This is a genomic window from Corynebacterium sp. HMSC08F01 (assembly GCF_001807545.1).
GTDB classification, from domain to species: Bacteria; Actinomycetota; Actinomycetes; order Mycobacteriales; family Mycobacteriaceae; genus Corynebacterium; species Corynebacterium coyleae.
In genome coordinates, this window is record NZ_KV789274.1 from 20598 (window position 1) to 38183 (window position 17586).

General features: G+C 65.6%; 17 protein-coding genes. 11 read left to right on the forward strand and 6 right to left on the reverse strand.

The window, feature by feature from the left end:
- The first annotated feature begins 14 nt into the window (after nt 1-14).
- Nucleotides 15-221, forward strand: a complete 207-nt coding sequence (locus tag HMPREF3171_RS00885; RefSeq protein WP_070482275.1) for a DUF2613 domain-containing protein — start codon at nt 15-17, stop codon at nt 219-221.
- A gap of 6 nt (nt 222-227) precedes the next feature.
- Nucleotides 228-3137, forward strand: coding sequence for an alpha-(1->3)-arabinofuranosyltransferase domain-containing protein (locus HMPREF3171_RS00890; RefSeq protein ID WP_070482226.1), 2910 nt, complete (start codon nt 228-230; stop codon nt 3135-3137).
- On the opposite strand, the gene HMPREF3171_RS11510 is transcribed toward HMPREF3171_RS00890, so the two are convergent.
- A complete protein-coding gene (locus HMPREF3171_RS11510; RefSeq protein ID WP_246815284.1) occupies nt 3044-4099 on the reverse strand; it encodes an acyltransferase family protein in 1056 nt (351 codons plus the stop codon). The two genes, HMPREF3171_RS00890 and HMPREF3171_RS11510, sit on opposite strands and share 94 nt — an antisense overlap.
- A 38-nt stretch (nt 4100-4137) precedes the next feature.
- Between HMPREF3171_RS11510 and HMPREF3171_RS00895 the strand changes: the two genes are divergently transcribed.
- The 4 genes from HMPREF3171_RS00895 (at nt 4138) to HMPREF3171_RS00910 (ending at nt 7280) form a co-directional block, all read left to right on the forward strand.
- Complete coding sequence (locus tag HMPREF3171_RS00895; protein WP_070482228.1) at nt 4138-4785, forward strand: porin PorA family protein; 648 nt, start codon at nt 4138-4140, stop codon at nt 4783-4785.
- A gap of 91 nt (nt 4786-4876) precedes the next feature.
- Nucleotides 4877-6139: an MmpA family trehalose lipid delivery protein gene (locus HMPREF3171_RS00900; RefSeq protein WP_246815285.1), complete on the forward strand. Its 1263-nt coding sequence runs from the start codon at nt 4877-4879 to the stop codon at nt 6137-6139.
- A 105-nt stretch (nt 6140-6244) separates the two neighbouring features.
- Nucleotides 6245-6487 carry a three-helix bundle dimerization domain-containing protein gene (locus HMPREF3171_RS00905; protein WP_244268645.1) on the forward strand — a complete coding sequence of 81 codons (243 nt, stop codon included), beginning with the start codon at nt 6245-6247 and terminating at the stop codon, nt 6485-6487.
- A gap of 340 nt (nt 6488-6827) precedes the next feature.
- Nucleotides 6828-7280 (forward strand): DIP1984 family protein, encoded by a 453-nt coding sequence (locus HMPREF3171_RS00910; RefSeq protein WP_070482232.1) that lies wholly within the window; start codon nt 6828-6830, stop codon nt 7278-7280.
- On the opposite strand, the gene HMPREF3171_RS00915 is transcribed toward HMPREF3171_RS00910, so the two are convergent.
- Genes HMPREF3171_RS00915 through HMPREF3171_RS00925 form a run of 3 tightly spaced genes read right to left on the reverse strand, consistent with a single transcriptional unit; the run spans nt 7277 to nt 9013 of the window.
- Nucleotides 7277-8341, reverse strand: a complete 1065-nt coding sequence (locus HMPREF3171_RS00915) for a glycosyltransferase family 4 protein (protein WP_070482234.1) — start codon at nt 8339-8341, stop codon at nt 7277-7279. The two genes, HMPREF3171_RS00910 and HMPREF3171_RS00915, sit on opposite strands and share 4 nt — an antisense overlap.
- On the reverse strand, nt 8338-8721 hold the full coding sequence (locus HMPREF3171_RS00920; protein ID WP_070423308.1) for a type II toxin-antitoxin system VapC family toxin: 384 nt from the start codon (nt 8719-8721) through the stop codon (nt 8338-8340). Before HMPREF3171_RS00920 ends, HMPREF3171_RS00915 begins: the two co-directional genes overlap by 4 nt.
- A 1-nt stretch (nt 8722) precedes the next feature.
- A complete protein-coding gene (locus tag HMPREF3171_RS00925; RefSeq protein ID WP_070453229.1) occupies nt 8723-9013 on the reverse strand; it encodes a type II toxin-antitoxin system Phd/YefM family antitoxin in 291 nt (96 codons plus the stop codon).
- A 44-nt stretch (nt 9014-9057) separates the two neighbouring features.
- Here HMPREF3171_RS00925 and HMPREF3171_RS00930 point away from each other — a divergent pair, with 44 nt between their 5' ends.
- Nucleotides 9058-9798 (forward strand): class I SAM-dependent methyltransferase, encoded by a 741-nt coding sequence (locus HMPREF3171_RS00930; protein WP_070482236.1) that lies wholly within the window; start codon nt 9058-9060, stop codon nt 9796-9798.
- Here HMPREF3171_RS00930 and HMPREF3171_RS12165 read toward each other — a convergent pair.
- A complete protein-coding gene (locus tag HMPREF3171_RS12165) occupies nt 9795-10589 on the reverse strand; it encodes an Abi family protein (protein WP_210385586.1) in 795 nt (264 codons plus the stop codon). The two genes, HMPREF3171_RS00930 and HMPREF3171_RS12165, sit on opposite strands and share 4 nt — an antisense overlap.
- A 117-nt stretch (nt 10590-10706) precedes the next feature.
- Nucleotides 10707-12530, reverse strand: a complete 1824-nt coding sequence (locus HMPREF3171_RS00940) for a phosphoenolpyruvate carboxykinase (GTP) (protein ID WP_070482238.1) — start codon at nt 12528-12530, stop codon at nt 10707-10709.
- A 294-nt stretch (nt 12531-12824) separates the two neighbouring features.
- Between HMPREF3171_RS00940 and trmB the strand changes: the two genes are divergently transcribed.
- The 4 genes from trmB to HMPREF3171_RS00960 are packed head-to-tail and all read left to right on the forward strand — an operon-like array spanning nt 12825 to nt 17528.
- Nucleotides 12825-13595, forward strand: a complete 771-nt coding sequence (trmB, locus tag HMPREF3171_RS00945) for a tRNA (guanosine(46)-N7)-methyltransferase TrmB (protein ID WP_070482239.1) — start codon at nt 12825-12827, stop codon at nt 13593-13595.
- Nucleotides 13595-14269 (forward strand): NYN domain-containing protein, encoded by a 675-nt coding sequence (locus HMPREF3171_RS00950; protein WP_070482241.1) that lies wholly within the window; start codon nt 13595-13597, stop codon nt 14267-14269. Before trmB ends, HMPREF3171_RS00950 begins: the two co-directional genes overlap by 1 nt.
- 9 nt (nt 14270-14278) lie before the next feature.
- Complete coding sequence (locus HMPREF3171_RS00955; RefSeq protein WP_070482242.1) at nt 14279-16570, forward strand: MMPL family transporter; 2292 nt, start codon at nt 14279-14281, stop codon at nt 16568-16570.
- Nucleotides 16560-17528 (forward strand): lysylphosphatidylglycerol synthase transmembrane domain-containing protein, encoded by a 969-nt coding sequence (locus HMPREF3171_RS00960; RefSeq protein ID WP_070482244.1) that lies wholly within the window; start codon nt 16560-16562, stop codon nt 17526-17528. Before HMPREF3171_RS00955 ends, HMPREF3171_RS00960 begins: the two co-directional genes overlap by 11 nt.
- The last annotated feature ends 58 nt before the right edge of the window (nt 17529-17586 follow it).

Consider the following 17586-nt stretch of genomic DNA (forward strand, 5'->3'; position numbering starts at 1 on the left):
TAGCCTTTTCCGACATGTCCCATACCGTTGACCTCCCCGAGCCACTGAAGCGCCACGCCGCGTCCCCTGTCGTGGCGAGCGCCGTCGTTGGCATTGTGCTCGGTGTGGTTGGTGTGCTGGGTATCGCGGCGGCGTCGGGCCAGTCGACGGTGCCGGAGAATACGGCTGTTTCCGCTGATGATGCGGTGCTTGGCGGGCCGGAGTACGGCTCGCGGAAGTAGGGCTGGGTGGGGTCGTCGAGAAGCGCCCATGTTCTTGGGTGGCTGGTCCTGACCCTGCTTGCGCTGGCGCAGCCGCCGGGACAGGTCGCGGCCGACACCAAGTTTGATCTCGTTGCCAACCCGGCGCGGTTTTTGGCGCGGGCGACGCAGGCGTACACGGATGAGTTTCCGCTAGGCCAGGTGCAAAACCAGGCGTACGGGTACCTGTTTCCGCAGGGCGCGTTTTTCTGGTTGTTTGGGTGGTTGCCGGACTGGTTGACGCAGCGCGCGTGGTGGGCGTTGTTGCTGGGTGTGGCATATTCGGGCACGTTGGTGCTGGCGCGGCGCATCGGGATCAGGGGCACGTGGCCGCCGGTGCTCGCGGCGTTGCTGTACGCGTTGAGCCCAAGGATTTTGACCACGCTGACGGCGATTTCTTCGGAGGCCTGGCCGGTGGCGCTTGTGCCGTGGACGTTGGTGCCGCTGGTGCAGCGTCGCCCGCAGGTGGCGCCGGCGGTGGTGGCGGTGGCGTGCATGGGTGCGGTCAACGCAACGGCGACCATTGCGGCGTGCCTGCCGGCGTTTGTGCTGCTGGTGGCGCTGCGCCGCTTCCGCGAGGCCGCACGCTTCACGCTGGGTGCGGTGTTGGTGTCGGCGTGGTGGATCGGCCCGCTTCTGGTGCTGGGCATGTATTCGCCGCCGTTTACAGACTTCATCGAGTCCGCGCATGTGACCACCGCGTGGCTCAACCCGGTGGAGATCCTGCGCGGCACCACCAGCTGGACCCCGTTCGTGGACACGGAGCGCGCCGCCGGTCACCTGTTGGTTGCGGAGCCGGTGTTCATCATCGCCACCTGCCTGATCGCCGCGTTCGGCCTGGCGGGCTTGGCACGGCGCGACATGCCGTGGCGCTTCCCGCTGCTTGCGGTGTTTGTGGTGGGGTTTGTGGTGTTGGGGTCGTCGCCAATGCTTGCACCGCTTTACGACGACACCCTCGCCCCGCTGCGCAATCTCCACAAGTTCGACCCGCTGGTCCGGCTTCCGTTAGTGCTCGGGGTGGGGTTTGTGGCTTCGCACGTGCGTCGCCCGCAGGCGGTTGGGGTGGCGGTGGCGGCTGCGGTGGCGCTCGCGCCCGCGTGGTCGTTGCGCCTGCTGCCGGAGGGCACCTGGTCGGAGGTCTCCGAGGACTGGGTGGCGGCAGGCGAGTGGTTGGAGGAGCACGCCGCGGGCACGCGCACGCTGGTGGTGCCGGCGCCGTCCTTTGCGCGCCAGCATTGGGGGTGGACGCGCGACGAGCCGATCCAGGCCCTGACCAGCACGCGCTTTGCCTTCCGCGATGCGGTGCCGCTGGTGGATCCGGAGGCGATTCGTGGGCTGGACGGCCAGGTGGCGGTCGCAGATCAGCAGGCGCTGCGCTCTATCGGCGTGGGCGCGGTGGTGGTGCGCCGCGACCTCGAGCGCCAGCCCGTCACGCCGAACCTGGGCGAGCCGGACGCGAGCTTTGGGGAGGTGGATATCTTCCTGCTGGACCCACACGCGGACATCATGGACACCGACCGCGCGCCGATTGCCGTCGACGGCGGCGGCGAGGTCCTCGCGCTGTTGTGGCGCGAACTCGGCTACTTCCCGGCGCGCCTGACCGGCGAGGCCCCCGACATCGTCACCGATACCCCGGCGCTGGCGGTGCGCAACTACGGCACGATCCACGGCCAATCGGGCCACCTTGCCGCCGAGTGGGAAGACACCACCGTGCGCAACCGGGTCAAGGACTACCCCTCCGCCGGCACCCGCACCGGGGTGGACATGGACGGGTTCGCGCGGGCGTCGTCCTCACGCGCGGACGCCGGCGCTTTCGGTGGTCCGGTGCCCGCGAACTCGCTGACCGCAGCCTTCGACGGGCTGGCGGAAACCGCGTGGTGGCCCGCGCCGGGCGATAACGACGCATGGATCGAGTTTCAGACTCAGCAGCCTCAGATTTCGCTCACCGCCACCGCGGACACCACCGTGCAACTCTGCGACGGGCACGACAATTGCCGCAACGTCACCCTGGTCAAGGACCAGCCACGCACCATCACGCGCGGCGACGCCACCCGCCTGGAACTGACCGAACCGGTGGGCATCCGCGAACTCGACGCCGGCATCCGTCGCATCGTGGAGGTCCCCGGCACCGCCGACCGCTACTTCTTCCAGCGCCGCTTCCCCGACACCGATGTCATCCAGCGCCGCTTCACTACCGCCGTGGACAGCGAGTGGGTGCTCTCTCAACCTGCGACGATCGACGGTGAGCGCCACGTCGGCCGCGTGTTCCTCGAGGCCGGCACGCACGAGATTGTCACCCGCGCCGAAACCGTCATGCTCTCGCGCGCGCCGCTGCCCAACCACACAGGCGAGCGCATGATCCTGACCACCCGCGCGTTCAACGAAGGCCTGCGCGCCACCCTCGGCGGCGTCCCGCTCGAGCCCATGCGTATCGACGCCAACGCCCAAGCCTTCCGCGTCCCCTCCGACGCCGCCAGCACGCCCACCGCCGAGTTCGACATGTTCTTCACCGGCGACGGCGCCTACCGGTACTCGCTCGTCGCCGGCACCTTGCTCAGCCTGCTGGTCACCGCCCGGTGCCTGTGGGTGCCGTGGCGCCGCTTCGAACGCTTCACGCCCCCGCCCGGCGGGAACTGGCTGCCGGGCCTGGCCGTCATCGCCGTGGCACCCCTACCCGGCGCGGCCGCCGTGGCGCTTGCGTGGCTGGTGCGCCGCTTCACCGTGATCCCGATGCCGCACCTGGCCGCCGCCACCATGACCGTGTGCGGCCTCGTGCTTGCACGTGCGCCCTGGCCGGCGGCGAACTACGCGGGCTCGTCGACCTTCCTCGTTCTCGCCGCCTGCTTCGCCGTGGCCTGCCTGACCAGCCGCGCGCCGGGTACCTCCACCAATTCGTAAGAGATGTAGGCGACGGCGGTACTCAGGAGGGTGGTCGTCGCAAAGATCAGCAGGAAATGCCCCGAAAACATGGGCACGCCGAGTACGGGGAACACGAAGTACAGCACCGCCATGTGCCACAAAAACACCGAGTAGGACCAGTGGCCGAGTGTGCGCATACTTTTCGACGACAACACCGTCCCCTCAAACCTCTGCCCCAGCGCAAAGGGCGCGACCAGCAGGGCGGCGAACACCGCACCGAGTACCACCCGCACGTTGAACTCCAGCGGGCTCGGGTGCTCCAGGCCGCGCGGGCCGATCACGCCCGCCGCCCACGCCACCGGCAGTGCCAGCAGCACCAACGGCCAACGCGGACCCGCGTAGCGCACCCCGGCGCGCTCTACCTCGGCGAGCACCAACCCGACGGCGAACCACAGCGCATACGACGGCGGCCAGATCTGCAGGTTCAGCACCGCCGGGTCCCCAATGCCGGAGACTGCCCACGGCCACACGAACCCGACCGCCACCGCCACCGCCAGCGCCACGCGCCGCCCACGGGTGCCCAGTCGCAGGTACAGCGGCAACACGATGTAGAAGGCGACTTCGATGCACAGAGACCACATTTGGGTGAGGCCGTCGATAAGCGCGTGCGGCACATAGACCTGCACCAACAGCACATTGGCCACCACCTGGGCTGCGTTGACCCCCGCGAGCGGCGGCAGCGCGAGCAGCACCACCGCCACGCACACCACGTACGCCGGCACCAGCCTCGCCGCTCGCCGCGAGTAGTAGCCCGGCCGCATCCCACCGCGCGCCAACAAAAACGCCGACAGCGCGAAAAACACCGCCACGAAGTAGTCGAAGCGCTCCAACACCGCCGATCCGGTCCCCGTCTGAAAGGCGACGTGCGTGGCCACAATGCCGTACGCGGCCACGGCGCGCAGGCCGTCGAGCTCGGGCAACACAGCGGGTCTTGGATTCACGATGGGGCAAAGTCTAGTCGCCCGGTAGGGTTAGGCGGGTGAACCTGCGTCGTCGATTAGCCATCTGCCTGGGCATCATTGTCGTCTGCGCCGCGCTGAACATCGCCTCCCCCATCGTGATTGCACAGCAGCGCACCCTGCAGCCCGGCGAGCACACCATGCTTTTCGACGACGCCCGCTCCCGCACCGTCACCCTGACCAAACAGCCCAAATCCATGCTGGCTGAGGTAACCGTCGACGGCGATGTCGTAGACAGTTTCCTTATCGACCCCTCCACGACCTTCCCCGCCAAAGGCCGCGCCGGGCTCGGCCCGCTGCTGCCCTACCAGCCGGAACGGCGCACCTACCCACTGTTCGACACCACCTCCGGCCAAGACGTGCCGATGGATTATGTCGGCCCCGGCAACGTGCGTGGCATCCAGACCTATAAGTACACCGCTGCCCTGTCCAACGATTGCGTGCGCACCGTCGACGTCGAGCGCCGCACCGGCCGCATCCTGGATGAGGTCTGGGATTGCCCGCCCGAACAGTGGGTGCTTGCGGAGGAAGCCAAGACCGCAGCTGTCGACGCCGCCCGCCACGACGTCGCCTGGCTGCGCGGCCTGCAAGTCATGGCGGTGCTGACCCGGTTCATCGCGGCCGCAGCGTTCATCGTTGGCCTGGTGGCCTATGCGCGCCGCCGCTAGCAGGTGGTGGGCGCTTTTGTACGGCGCCCTTTTGGTTCTGGCGCTGACCTGGCCGTTTCTGGTCCCCGGGGAGGCATTCGCACTGCGGGACATGATGGTCTTTGACTCGATGTCGCTGACCCGCGCCTCGTTGGGGTGGGGTGACCTGCCCGCCCGCAACGTCCCCCAAGACGCCCTGCTTGGCGTCCTGCCGTATCCGGTGTTGTTCCTGCGTGTGTTCATGGTGTCCGCCGCCGCGGCCGCCGCGTGGGCGGGGTGGAAACTCGGCCGCACCCCGCTGGGCCAGGCGGCGGCGATGACGGTGGCGGTATGGAACCCGTTCGTCGTAGAACGGCTGCTGCAGGGACAGTGGTCGCTTGCCGCCGCGGCCTGGCTGCTGCCCCTGGTGGCGTTGGGGGTGCACCCGATGTCCGGGCTTGCGCACTGGCTGGCGTCACTGACACCGACCGGCGCCATCGCCGCCGCGTGCGTGGCCCGCAGCCCCCTGACCACCGTGCTGACCTGCGCCCCCTGGGTGGTCGCGGGCATCTTCGCCGGGGCAGGTGGCACCTCATCAGCCATCTCCGCGGAGGTGTTCGCCCCGCGCGCCGAAGGGCACACTGGCACCCTCGGCGCGATGCTGGGCCTTGGCGGGATCTGGAACGCCCACGCCGTGCCCGCCTCCCGCGAGGCCGGCTTCGCTCTGTTCGGCATCGCACTGTTCGTGCTGCTTGCGCTGGCGTGGCGTGAAGTACCCCGCCGCCTACTCGTGCTCGCCGGGGTCGGCTTCTGCATCGCGCTCGCATCTTGGGCGGGCCTGCTGGGGCCGGTGGTCGCGCACGTCCCCGGGGCCGGCCTGCTTCGCGACGGCCAAAAGTGGCTCATCCTCACCATCCCCGCCCTGGTCACCGCCGCCGGCGCCTTGAGTCCCCGCCGCGCGCTCGCCGCTGCCACCTTCGCACTCCTGCAGGTCCCCGACGCGCCCGTCGCCGTCGCCGCACTCACCCCCACCACCGTCGAGGTCCCCGCCATCAACCACCACGGCCGCGACGTCCTCTTTGAATCCCGCCCGACGCTCACGCTTATCGACGACCACCCCACCGTCGACCCCGCCCCCAAAGCCATGAACGTGGTCGAATCCGGCGCGCTGACCGTCGACGGCGTCGTCGTCGACGCGCCCTCGCCGCGCTGGGTCGCCGCCCAAGCCGCCATCGACGACACGGATGCACTGCGCGAGATGGGTATCGGGGTGGTTGTGCGTTCGGATGGGCGGGTCGTCGATACGCAAGCGCCCGCGAACCCGCTGCCACCTGCGGGGATCGCACTGTTCGCACTGTGGCTCGCGGTGCCAGCAACGCTGCGCCGCAACCGATAGTTGGAACCTCCCATGATTGAAGGCTTGCATGAATTGCGGCGTTCACCTAAAGTTAACTCCAGATGAACAAAAGGTTACGCACCGCAGAATCAAGGAGGTATAGCCGTGGCCAACAACAACATCGATTTCAGCATCATCCGCGAGCGCGCCCTGCGTAACATCCGCGAGGACCTGCTCGTCGAGTTCGCCGGACAGTACGACGCACTCGAGATCAACGACGCCTTCGACGCCGTCGTCCGCGCACACAAGCGCACCGCAACCGTCGAAGACTTCATCCCCGTCCTCGTCGAAGCAGAAATGCGCGACCGACTCCGCGACGGCGAACTCTTCCCACAGGCCGCCGCATAACTCACAGCAAAACCCAACGCCCAACCCCTTTGCATCGGTTGGGCGTTTTGCTATGTTCGACACTTAACACTGTCGGTAGCGGAAGCACACCGGCACCCAGCGAACGTCAACCCCACGCGCCCGGGGAAAAGGGAGCACACACCGGCGCCTTGTGGCCGTATCAAGGCTGAAGCGGTTCGATTCCGCTCACACGCACAACGCATGCGGCCTGCACGACGCACACGGGCACAACCCCCACCACAGGGTTGCACCGAGCACGATTTACTACCACGACGTTGGGGGTGACCCGGACACTTTCGTGAGGGTTGGGAACGGGGACAGAACTTTCAAGGAGGCACACATGCTGCTCGCAGAAGCACTCGCACGCCGCGCCGAGGCGCAAGACCGCCTGAACAAACTGCAGGAACGCCTCGTCCAAGGCGCCATGATCCAGGAAGGCGACACACCCGTCGAGGACCCCGCCGAACTGCTCAAGGAAGCCGCCGAGCTGCTCCAAGAGATTGAGACGCTTGTGCGCCGCATCAACCACACCAACGCGCAGACCGCCTTCGAAGGCGCCACGCTTACCGACGCCATCGCGCGCCGCGACGCCCTCCTGCGCTCCCGCCGCCTCTACGCCGCAGTTGCCGACGCCGGCACCATGACCAACGCCCGCTACTCCCGCTCCGAGGTGCGCTTCGTGCCCACCATCGACGTGAAATCGCTCCGCGAGATGGCCGACAACGCCTCCAAGGCCTACCGCGAACTGGACACCAAGATCCAACAGCTGAACTGGACCACGCAGCTCATCTAAGTTCTGCCAGTAACTCCCGCGAGCACGGCCGCGAACCTACGGCCGGTCTCCTCCCACGAAAAGCGCTGCGCCCACCGCCTGGCATTGCCCGCCAGCCCGGCGCGGCGCTCAAGTGTTTCGCGGGTAACGTCGGCGAAATCTTCGCCCGACTGCACGAGCCGGCCGGTTTCGCCGTCGCGGATCGAATCCGCCACCCCACCCGCCGACGCGTACGCCACCGTGGGCACACCATGCTGCGCGGCCTCAATCACCGCAATACCCCAGCCTTCCTTCCGCGACGGCAACAGATGCACATCCGCCCGCTCCAGCAACGCGTGCTTGTACGGCTCAGACACATGCCCGTGGAACACCACGTCGCCACGCCCCTGCGCATACGCCCGCAGCTCGTCCTCCCACCAGCCCGAACCAACCACATCCAGCACCGCGCCCGGGATGCGCGCCGCCGCGTCGATCGCCTCCTCGATCCGCTTGTGCGGCACCAGCCGAGAGAGGGTGAGCAGGTGGGTGCGGTGGTCGTCGTAAAGCGTGGGCACATGCGCAGGCACCGGATCGACGCCATTTTCCACAATCTCAATGTCACCCTCGCGCACGCCAAGCGCCACCAAATCGCTTCTCGACGCCTCCGACACCGTCACATACCGCGCCCGCCGATACACCCGCGGCGCCACCTTCGACTCCAAAAACCACCCCAACCGGCCAATGACCGGACCCGCCACCGGCCACTGCTCCTTATGACAATGATGCGTCAGCAACACCACCGGCCTGCGCGTAAACAAGCGGGCGAAAAACGGAATGCCGTTCTGCGTATCCACCACCACATCCGGCCGGTTACGCCAGATAGAAAAGGGCGCCGCCAGGTACACGCTGAACTTCCCGCCGGCACGCTCGTAGCGCACCCCGTTACGCCTGGACCGCCGCGGCGCATCCGTATGCTTCGCCGTTCGATACACCACCTCGTGGCCCTGCTCGGCCAAGTACTCCCCAACGCGTTCAAGGTAGCGCTCCGAACCGCCGCCCTGCGGGTGGGTGGAGTCGCGCCAACACAACAACAACACCTTCACGGCGCAATGACCTCGAGCCCAACTTCACGGGCGGCCTCGGCGAGCCTGTCGTCGTACGTCAACACCGCATCCGCCTCCACATCCAACGCAGCCTGTAAGTGAATCGCATCCAACGTACGCAAATACGGCATCGGCAACATACTCGCCGCTCGTAGTGTCCCCCGGCCAAGTTCCGCGATCGAAATTCCCCGCAAGATCATCGTAGCCTCCCCCTGCGGCCGGCCGAGGCGCACCGCCAAGCGCCGCAGCTCAATCTCCAACAAGTCCGACGACACCACCTCGTATTCGCCTGCCTCGAGCCACAGCCGCATCGCGTGCGTGTGCGGCTCCAACTTGAGCAGACAGCCCATCGCCGACGTGTCGGCGTACACCCTGCGCATGTCAGTACCTGTCCGCGCGCATATCGTCGAGCGCATCCGCCAGCGACTCGCCCTCCACCTGCGGTACCGGAAGGTCGAGCCAACCACCCACCCGGGTCGCCGGACGGGTAATGGCCAGGCGTGGCTGCGGGTCGTCGAGAGGCATCAGGCGCCCGACCGGCTCGCCGTTGTTCGTCACCACGAAACTGCGCCCTGCACGCACCTCACGCAGGATCTTCGCCGAATCATTGCGCAGCTCGCGCTGGGAGATCCTGCGCTCCACCAGCGATTCGTCCCATTCCGGATGTGCCATACGCCGAAGCGTAGCACGGTTGCTACAGTGCTAACATTGCGCGAATGCACCACACCCGCCGGATGGCCACGCTCCGCCGCTCACTGCGGCTGCTGCGCTCGTTTCCCTACGAGCAGTTCCGCCCGCGCGTGTTCTACTCCTCCCTGGCGCGCGATACGCGCATGCTTATCGACGCCCTCGCCAACGACCTTTCCCTACCCCCCATCACCAACCACTCCGTCCTCGACGTCGGCGGCGGACCCGGCTACTTCGCCGAAGCATTCGCAGACTGCTTCTACGTCGGTCTAGAGCCCAGCGTGTCCGAGCTGTCCGCCGCCGGCCTGTCCGGGTTTGGCTCCGTACGCGGCGACGGCGCAGCCCTGCCATTTGCCGACGACTCCTTCGACGTCGTGTACTCCTCCAACGTCGCCGAGCACATCCCGAACTGGCAGACCATGGGCGAAGAAATGCTACGCGTAGCCAAACCCGGCGGGCTTGTGGTGCTCAGCTACACGGTGTGGCTCGGGCCATTCGGCGGGCACGAGACAGGCCTGTGGCAGCACTACGTAGGCGGGGAGTACGCGCGTCGTCGATACGCAAAAGTGCACGGGCACGAACCGAAGAACCGCTTCGGCGAAACACTCTTCGCCGTCTCCGCACGCGAAGGCCTCGAATGGGCCGAAGCCACCGGACGCCTCGCCGCCGCCTTCCCCCGCTACCACCCAGCGTGGGCGTGGTGGGTCACCCGCGTGCCGGTGCTGCGCGAGTTCGCCGTCTCAAACCTCGTCCTCGTCCTGCGCGGCTAATACTGGGGCCTCAACAGCAGAGTGCGCTGTATTCGATCCATCTTCTTCATCACACCGAGTGTTTGGGGAGACATTGCATGGACCAAGGCATACATGTCTGCCAACCGTTCCTGGTGGTCAACGTTAAGAATCTGTTCCTGATGACTTACACGGTTCCGGAGCCGACGCAACTGTTCTAAAGCAACCGCCACCGCATACCCATCCTCAACTTGGGCGGGAACTGGAGGTGAAATGCTCGAGCGGTGCCTTTCAACAAGCTTCGATGTCAACCCTGGGAAACCACTCACCAGTGCATGAATCCAAAGATTCTCTTTTGCTGAAAATCCTGTCGCGAAATCCGCACGATTGGCCGGCGGATGCAACGGGAAAAGAGCACTTAGATTCCCAAACGAGAGCTGCGAAACCCTGTCATCCAATGTCACCGGAGCCTTAAATCGGGGATGATTCCGAGGTCTGCGCCGAGCGCTACGTTCCGCTGCATTCCGTGCGTCCGTTGCCATGCGCTCCACTACTTTTCTAAGTGGACGAGCCGGGTTCTCAAGCCAATCTTCAGTACTGCTTTGCGCTTGGTTCCACGACCTTAAAGATGCGTCAATACGATTTCTCAGCACAGGCTCGAAGACCGAAAGCGCCTCATACCAAGCCGAAGCAATTGCACTTTGCCACAGATACAAGGATTGAACTGAGCGATCAGAGATGCTGTCCGCGCTTCTCCCAGTCTCTCCCACAATAACCATGCGGTATGACCGAACACGAGCGTCACTCAATCCCCCAAGCATTTCACCCACCATGCCGTGAGCATAACAAAATGCCCGCCTCGCGGCGGGCATCCTGCAAAATTAACAACAGATCTTGTCTGAAGTTTTCCACGGGCGATGTTACAGCATCACCCGTGGGCGGGCAAGGGGTTACTTCGCGGCGTGGATGCGCTCGTCGAGCTTCTTCAACTGGTCGAAGATCTCCTGCGGGATGCGGGAGCCGAGGCTCTCGAGGTAACGGCGGGAATCCGCGACGTCTTCCTTCCACAGTTCCGGATCGGCGGTGAGTGCCTCGCGGATGTCCTCGATCGGGGTGTCCAGGCCTTCGAGGTCCAGGTCCTCGGCGCGGGCGGTGTAGCCAACGACGGACTCTTCGGCCTCGACGTTGCCCTCAATGCGGTCGATGACCCACTTGAGCACACGAGAGTTCTCGCCAAAGCCCGGCCACAGGAAGCGACCGTCTTCGCCGCGACGGAACCAGTTGACCAGGAAGATCGACGGCATGCGGTCGCCGCCCTTCTTACCCATGTCGAGCCAGTGCTGGAAGTAGTCGCCCACGTTGTAGCCCATGAACGGCAGCATCGCCATCGGGTCGTGGCGCAGGGAGCCGACGTTCGCCTCGGCAGAGGCTGCGGTCTGGCCGGAGGAGAGCATCGCGCCGATCATGGTGCCATGCTCCCAGTCGTGCGCCTGGGTGACCAGCGGGACGGTGTCGGGGCGGCGGCCACCGAAGAGGATGGCATCGATCTTCACACCCTGCCAGTCCTCGAACTCCGGCGCTGCGGTCGGGCACTGCTCGATGGCCACGCAGTAGCGGGAGTTCGGGTGGGCGGCCTTGCTGGTGGAGTCCGGGTTCCAGTCTTCGCCGCGCCAGTCGATCAGGTGCGCCGGCTTTTCGCCGTCCATGCCTTCCCACCAGACGTCGCCGTCGTCGGTAAGAGCGACGTTGGTGAACAGCACATTGCCCGGCTCCATGCTCTTCATGGCGATCGGGTTGGAGGCGAAGTTCGTGCCAGGGGCGACGCCGAAGAAACCGTTCTCCGGGTTGACGGCGTATAGGCCGTCTTCGCGCAGCTTCATCCACGCGATGTCGTCGCCAACAACCTCTGCCTTCCAGCCCGGCAGGGTCGGGGTGAGCATGGCCAGGTTGGTCTTGCCGCAGGCGGACGGGAACGCGGCGGCAACGTGGTACTTCTTACCCTCCGGGTTGGTGAGCTTCAGGATGAGCATGTGCTCAGCCATCCAGCCCTCTTCCTTCGCCATTACAGATGCGATGCGCAGGGCGTAGCACTTCTTGGCCAGGATGGCGTTGCCGCCGTAGCCGGAGCCGTAGGACCAGATTTCCTTGGTCTCCGGGAACTGGGAAATGTACTTAGTGTCGTTGCACGGCCACGCCACGTCTTCCTGACCCGGCTCGAGCGGGGCGCCAACGGAGTGGAGGCAGTGGACGAAGTTGTCACCCTGGATCTTGTCCAGCGCCTGGGTGCCCATGCGGGTCATGATGCGCATGGACATAACCACGTAAGCGGAGTCGGTGAGCTGCACGCCAAGCTTCGGGTCCGGGTCGGAGATCGGGCCCATGCAGAACGGGACAACGTACATGGTGCGGCCACGCATGGATCCGGCGAAGTGCTCGAGCATTTCTTCCTTGAGCGCTTCGGGCTTCATCCAGTTGTTGGTCGGGCCGGCATCTTCTTCGTTTTCGGTGGCGATGAAGGTGCGGGACTCGACGCGGGCGACGTCGGAGGGGTTGGAGCGCGCCAGGTAGGAGTTGGGGCGCTTTTCCTCATTGAGTTTGATGAGCGTGCCGGCGGTGACGAGTTCGTCGGCCAGGCGGTTCCATTCCTCGTCGGAGCCGTCTGCGAAGACCACCTTCTCCGGCTCGAACAGGTCGACGGCTTCGTTAATCCAGTCGATGAGGTGTTCGTTGTCGGTGGGCGCTTGGCCCTCCAGTCGCTTGACTTCGGCGGTCATGTGCACTCCTTGTGTAACTGGTTATTGCCAGTGCGTGGCGCACGGCAACCCCAATAATCGTTGCGTTTTGTCCCAAGAGTATCGAAATGTGTGTTCTTCAAGCCAAACCTTGGGCACTTCCACAGCATAGTGGATATAACCAGTACGCCCGAGCACTCATAATACTTTGGGCGGGGGTAACGCGCTACCCCCGACAGGGGTGCATGCGTATCGACGACACGGGGGTGACAACCCGGCCCCTCACCCCTCGCCGGGACACTTGCGTTTGACCTGTTCATATGGACAATAAACACGATGAATAATTCTGAAAACACGCGGTCGGGCACGGGCGAGTTGCCCGCTGGCCGCCCTTTGCAAACTGATTTTGAAACCGGCCTGGATTACCCGCGTCTGGGCTCCGTGACCTTTCGCCGCGGCACGCTGACCGACAACCAGGAGGCTCTGTTCAACGAGCACTGGCCCCGCCTGGGCAAGGTGCTGGCGGAGGGGTCGGACGAGCGCATTGATATCGACGACTGGTTTGGCCGCTCCGGCCACCCCACCATCGTGGAGATCGGCTCCGGCACCGGCACGTCCACCGCGGCGATGGCTCCGCTGGAGGCGGACACCAACGTGGTTGCTGTGGAGCTGTACAAGCCGGGGTTGGCGAAGTTGCTGGGCGCGGTGGTGCGCGGTGGCATCGACAACATTCGTATGGTGCGCGGCGACGGCGTGGAGGTGCTGGCCCGCATGTTTGGCGAGGAATCCCTGGACGGCGTGCGCATCTTCTTCCCGGACCCGTGGCCGAAGGCGCGCCACCACAAGCGCCGCATCATCCAGTCCGGCACCCTCAACCTCATCGCTACGCGTCTGAAGCCGGGCGGCGTACTGCACGTGGCCACCGACCACGCCGGTTACGCCGAGTGGATCGACGAACTAGTCAATGTGGAGCCCATGCTGGAGTACAAGGGCTGGCCGTGGGACGAGGCGCCGATGCTGACGGACCGCCAGGTGATCACCAAGTTCGAAGGCAAGGGTCTGGACAAGGATCACGTGATCCGCGAGTACCTGTGGGAGAAGAAGTAATGGACCTGCAGGCAATGACCCACCCCTACACCCCGGGCGCACCGGCCGGGCCGGAGAGCTACCTGCTGGTGTGGGACGCCCCGAACCTTGACATGGGCCTCGGCGCCATCCTGGGTGGTCGCCCGACTGCAGCGCACCGCCCGCGTTTCGACGCCATCGGCCGCTGGCTCATCGACCTCGCCGCCGACCGCTCCGCAGACCTCGGCTACGACGTCGAGCCGGAAGCCACCGTGTTCACCAACGTCTCCCCCGCCGGCGCAGACTCGATCCGCCCGTGGGTGGAAGCACTGCGCAACGTCGGTTTCGCCGTCTTTGCCAAGCCGAAGAGTGAGGAAGACTCGGATGTGGACGGTGACATGATCGACCACATAGAGCGTCGTCGAGAAGAAGGCGTGCTCCAAGGCGTTGTCGTCGCATCCGCAGACGGGCAGAACTTCCAAGAACTCCTGCACGAACTTATCGACGACAACATCCCCGTCACCGTCCTCGGCTTCCACGAACACGCCTCCTGGGCCGTGAACTCCCCCGACGTCACCTTCGTAGACCTCGAAGACATCCCGGGCGTGTTCCAAAACCCGCTGCCGCGCGTCCACCTGGACAAACTGCCGGACGAGGGCGCCTGGCTGCAGCCGTTCCGCCCGCTCAAGGCGCTTTTGCACAACCCGAAAGACTAGGAGCCCGCCGTGTTTTACAAGTGGGGCCACTTCGCCTACCGCCACCGCCGCATCATCCCGGTCATCGTCATCGCGTTGATCCTGCTGATGCAAGTGCTGTTCGGATCCAAACTCGCCGACCGCCTCTCCCAAGAAGGCTGGGAAGACCCGGGCGCGGATTCGACGACGGCGGCGCAGATCGAATACGACACGTTCGGCCGCGACAACTCCGGCGACGTGATCCTGCTGGTGACGGCGCTGGATGGGGTGGACAGGCCGGAGGTCGTCGATAAGGTGAATGCACAGTTGGGGGAGCTCAAGGCGCAGCACCCTGACCAGATCGCGCACATCACCAGTTACTTCGAGCGTCCCAACCCGCAACTGGTCAACGCCGATCACACCAAGGCGTTCGCCGCGATCGGGCTGAAGGGCGACGGCGAGCAGACGCTGAAGGACTTCCGCACCATCCAGCCCGCGCTCGAGGCGCTGGAGGTCCCTGGCGGCACCGCCCAGATCGCCGGCGCCACTGCCGTGGCCGACGCGTTGGACACCGGCATGGCCGACGACATCGCGCGCGCCGAAAAGATCGGCCTGGTGTTCGTCGCCATCATCCTGCTGTTCGTCTTCGGCGGCGTGGTGGCCGCTGCGATGCCACTGATCGTGGGCATCCTGTCCATCATCGGCTCCCTGTCGCTGCTGGCGGTGCTGGCGCAGTTCCAGCAGGTCAATATTTTCTCCCAGTCGATCATTACGCTGCTCGGCCTGGGTCTTGCCATCGACTACGGGCTGTTCATGGTGTCGCGCTTCCGCGAGGAACTCGACCGCGGCCTGGACACCGAAGAGGCCGTCGCCGTGACCACCAACACGGCCGGCAAGACGGTGTTCTTCTCCGCCCTCATGGTCGGCGTCGCGCTGTCCGGCCTGCTCATGTTCCCGCAGGCGTTCCTCAAGTCGGTTGCCTACGGTGCGATCAGCGCGGTGGTGCTCGCCGCCGTGATTTCGGTGGCGGTGCTGCCGGCGCTATTCAGCATGCTGGGCACCAAGATCGATTTCCTGTCCGTGCGTCGTCGCAAAGAGCGCAGCATGGAAGATACGGTCTGGTACAAGATCCCCGCCTGGGCGATGCGCCACGCCCGCCCCGTTGTCGTCGGGGTGGCGGCGCTACTCATCGCCCTAACCGTGCCGATTGTCGGCATCGCGTTCGGCGGCATCAACGAAACCTACCTGCCGCCCAACCAGGTCACCCGCCAAGCGCAGGACGAGTTCAACGAAGAGTTCCCCGCCTTCCGCACCGACCCGGTGAAACTCGTGGTCCAGGGCGCCGACAACGCGCAGCTCGGCCAGATCGTCATGCAGACCCGCGAGATCGACGGCTTCACCCGCCCGCTCAAGCCCGACTACCCCACCGAAGGCGACATCACGGTGCTGTCGGCGCCGTTGGAGAACAGGGACGGTGGGGCGGACGTCGTCAAGCAATTGCGTCAGATTGACGTGCCGGAGGGCGTAACCACCTACGTCGGCGGCACCCCCGCCATGGAAGTCGAATCCATCGAAGCGCTGCTGGAGCGCCTGCCGTGGATGGGCGTTTACATGGTGCTCGCGACGTTTTTGCTCATGGCGCTCGTGTTCGGGTCGTTGATCCTGCCGGCGAAGGCCGTGATCATGAACATCCTCGGCATCGGCGCCACCCTCGGCTTCCTCACCGCCGTGTTCGTCGACGGGCTCGGCGCAGAGGTGCTCAACTTCACGCCGGGTCCGCTGATGAGCCCGATCCTGGTGCTCATCGTCGCCATCCTCTATGGCCTATCCACCGACTACGAGGTGTTCCTGGTCTCCCGCATGGTGGAGGCCCGCCAGGACGGTGCACGTACCGACGACGCCATCAAGGACGGCACCGCCCATACCGGTGGGATTATCACCGCCGCGGCCGCCATCATGATCGTGGTCGCCGCCGCGTTCGCCCTGTCGGACATCGTGATGATGAAGTACATCGCCTACGGCATGATCTTCTCGCTCGCCCTCGACGCGACAATCATCCGCCTGCTGCTCGTGCCCGGCGTGATGCACCTGCTGCGCGAGGACAACTGGTGGGCGCCACGCTGGGTCAAACGTGCCGCGGGTGCACTCGGCGAGGGCTCTGGCGTATCGACGACACCACCCACCGAAACCCCCATCGAGCACATGGTCGTTGACACCCTGCCCGGCCGCGCCGGCGTCTCCGTCGAAGAGGACGCGACGCTGGTGCCGTTCAGCGAACTCATGCGCGACATCGAGCAGCGCCGCGCCCTCGAGCAGCTGAAGAAGAAAGAACTTGAACGCTAGGACCTGGCTGCGCTGGCTCGCCCCGGTCGTTCTGGTCGTGGTGGTGCTGGTCGTGCTTCGCGACCAGATGCCGTTCTTCGGCGACGCCTGGCGCGCCGTCCGGTCTGCTTCGCCGCTGCCGCTGTTGGGCACGGTGGTCACCGCCTTGCTGGCGTTGGTGGCGATGGCCGGGGTGATGCAGATCCTGCTCAACGTCGAAGGCCGCATCACGGGGGTGGCGCGCACCAACGCGATCGTGTTCGCCTCCAACGCGTGGTCCACCACCGTGCCCGGCGGTCCGGCGTTGTCGGCGTGGCTGACGTACCGGGTGCAGCGCTCGTGGGGTGCGTCGACGGGGCTGTGCGGGTGGTTCTTCGTCGTCTCCGGTGCGCTGTCCACGGTATGGCTGGTGCTCATCGGCATCGTCGCCGTGGTGCTGCTGGGTGCCGACCTGTCGGTGACGTCTCTCGTGTTGTCGCTCGTGGCGGCCGCGCTGACCATCGCCGCAGTGTTCTGGGCGACGCTCAACCCCGCGGTGCTCAAGCGCTGGGTGCGGTTTCTGCCCTCGCGCGTGCACGAGCGCGCTGTGTCCGTGATCGACCAGGTCTCCGCCATCCGCATCTCCGCCCCAGCCTTCGCAGGTGCGGCCGGGCTGTCGCTGTGTAACCGGCTGCTCGACCTTGCGACGATGGTGTGTGCGGTGTGGGCGGTGGGGTCGTCGTCAAGTATTTCGCTGTCGGGGATTTGCTTGGCGTTCATCATGACCAAACTCGCGGGATCCGCCCAGGTCACGCCCGGCGGCTTGGGCACGGTGGAGCCCGTTGCGGTGGGCATGCTCGTCGCCGGGGGGCTCTCGCTTGCCGACGCCACCGCCGCCACCGTCATCTACCGCGCCATCTCGTTTGCGCTCGTGACCGCCATCGGCTGGATCGTCTATTCCGCCTTCTACCTGGGACGTGTGGATAAACCAACGGCATAATCGCGAGTTATCCACAGGGCCGTTGCGCAAGTTTGGCCGGCGCTTTAGGTTGAAATGC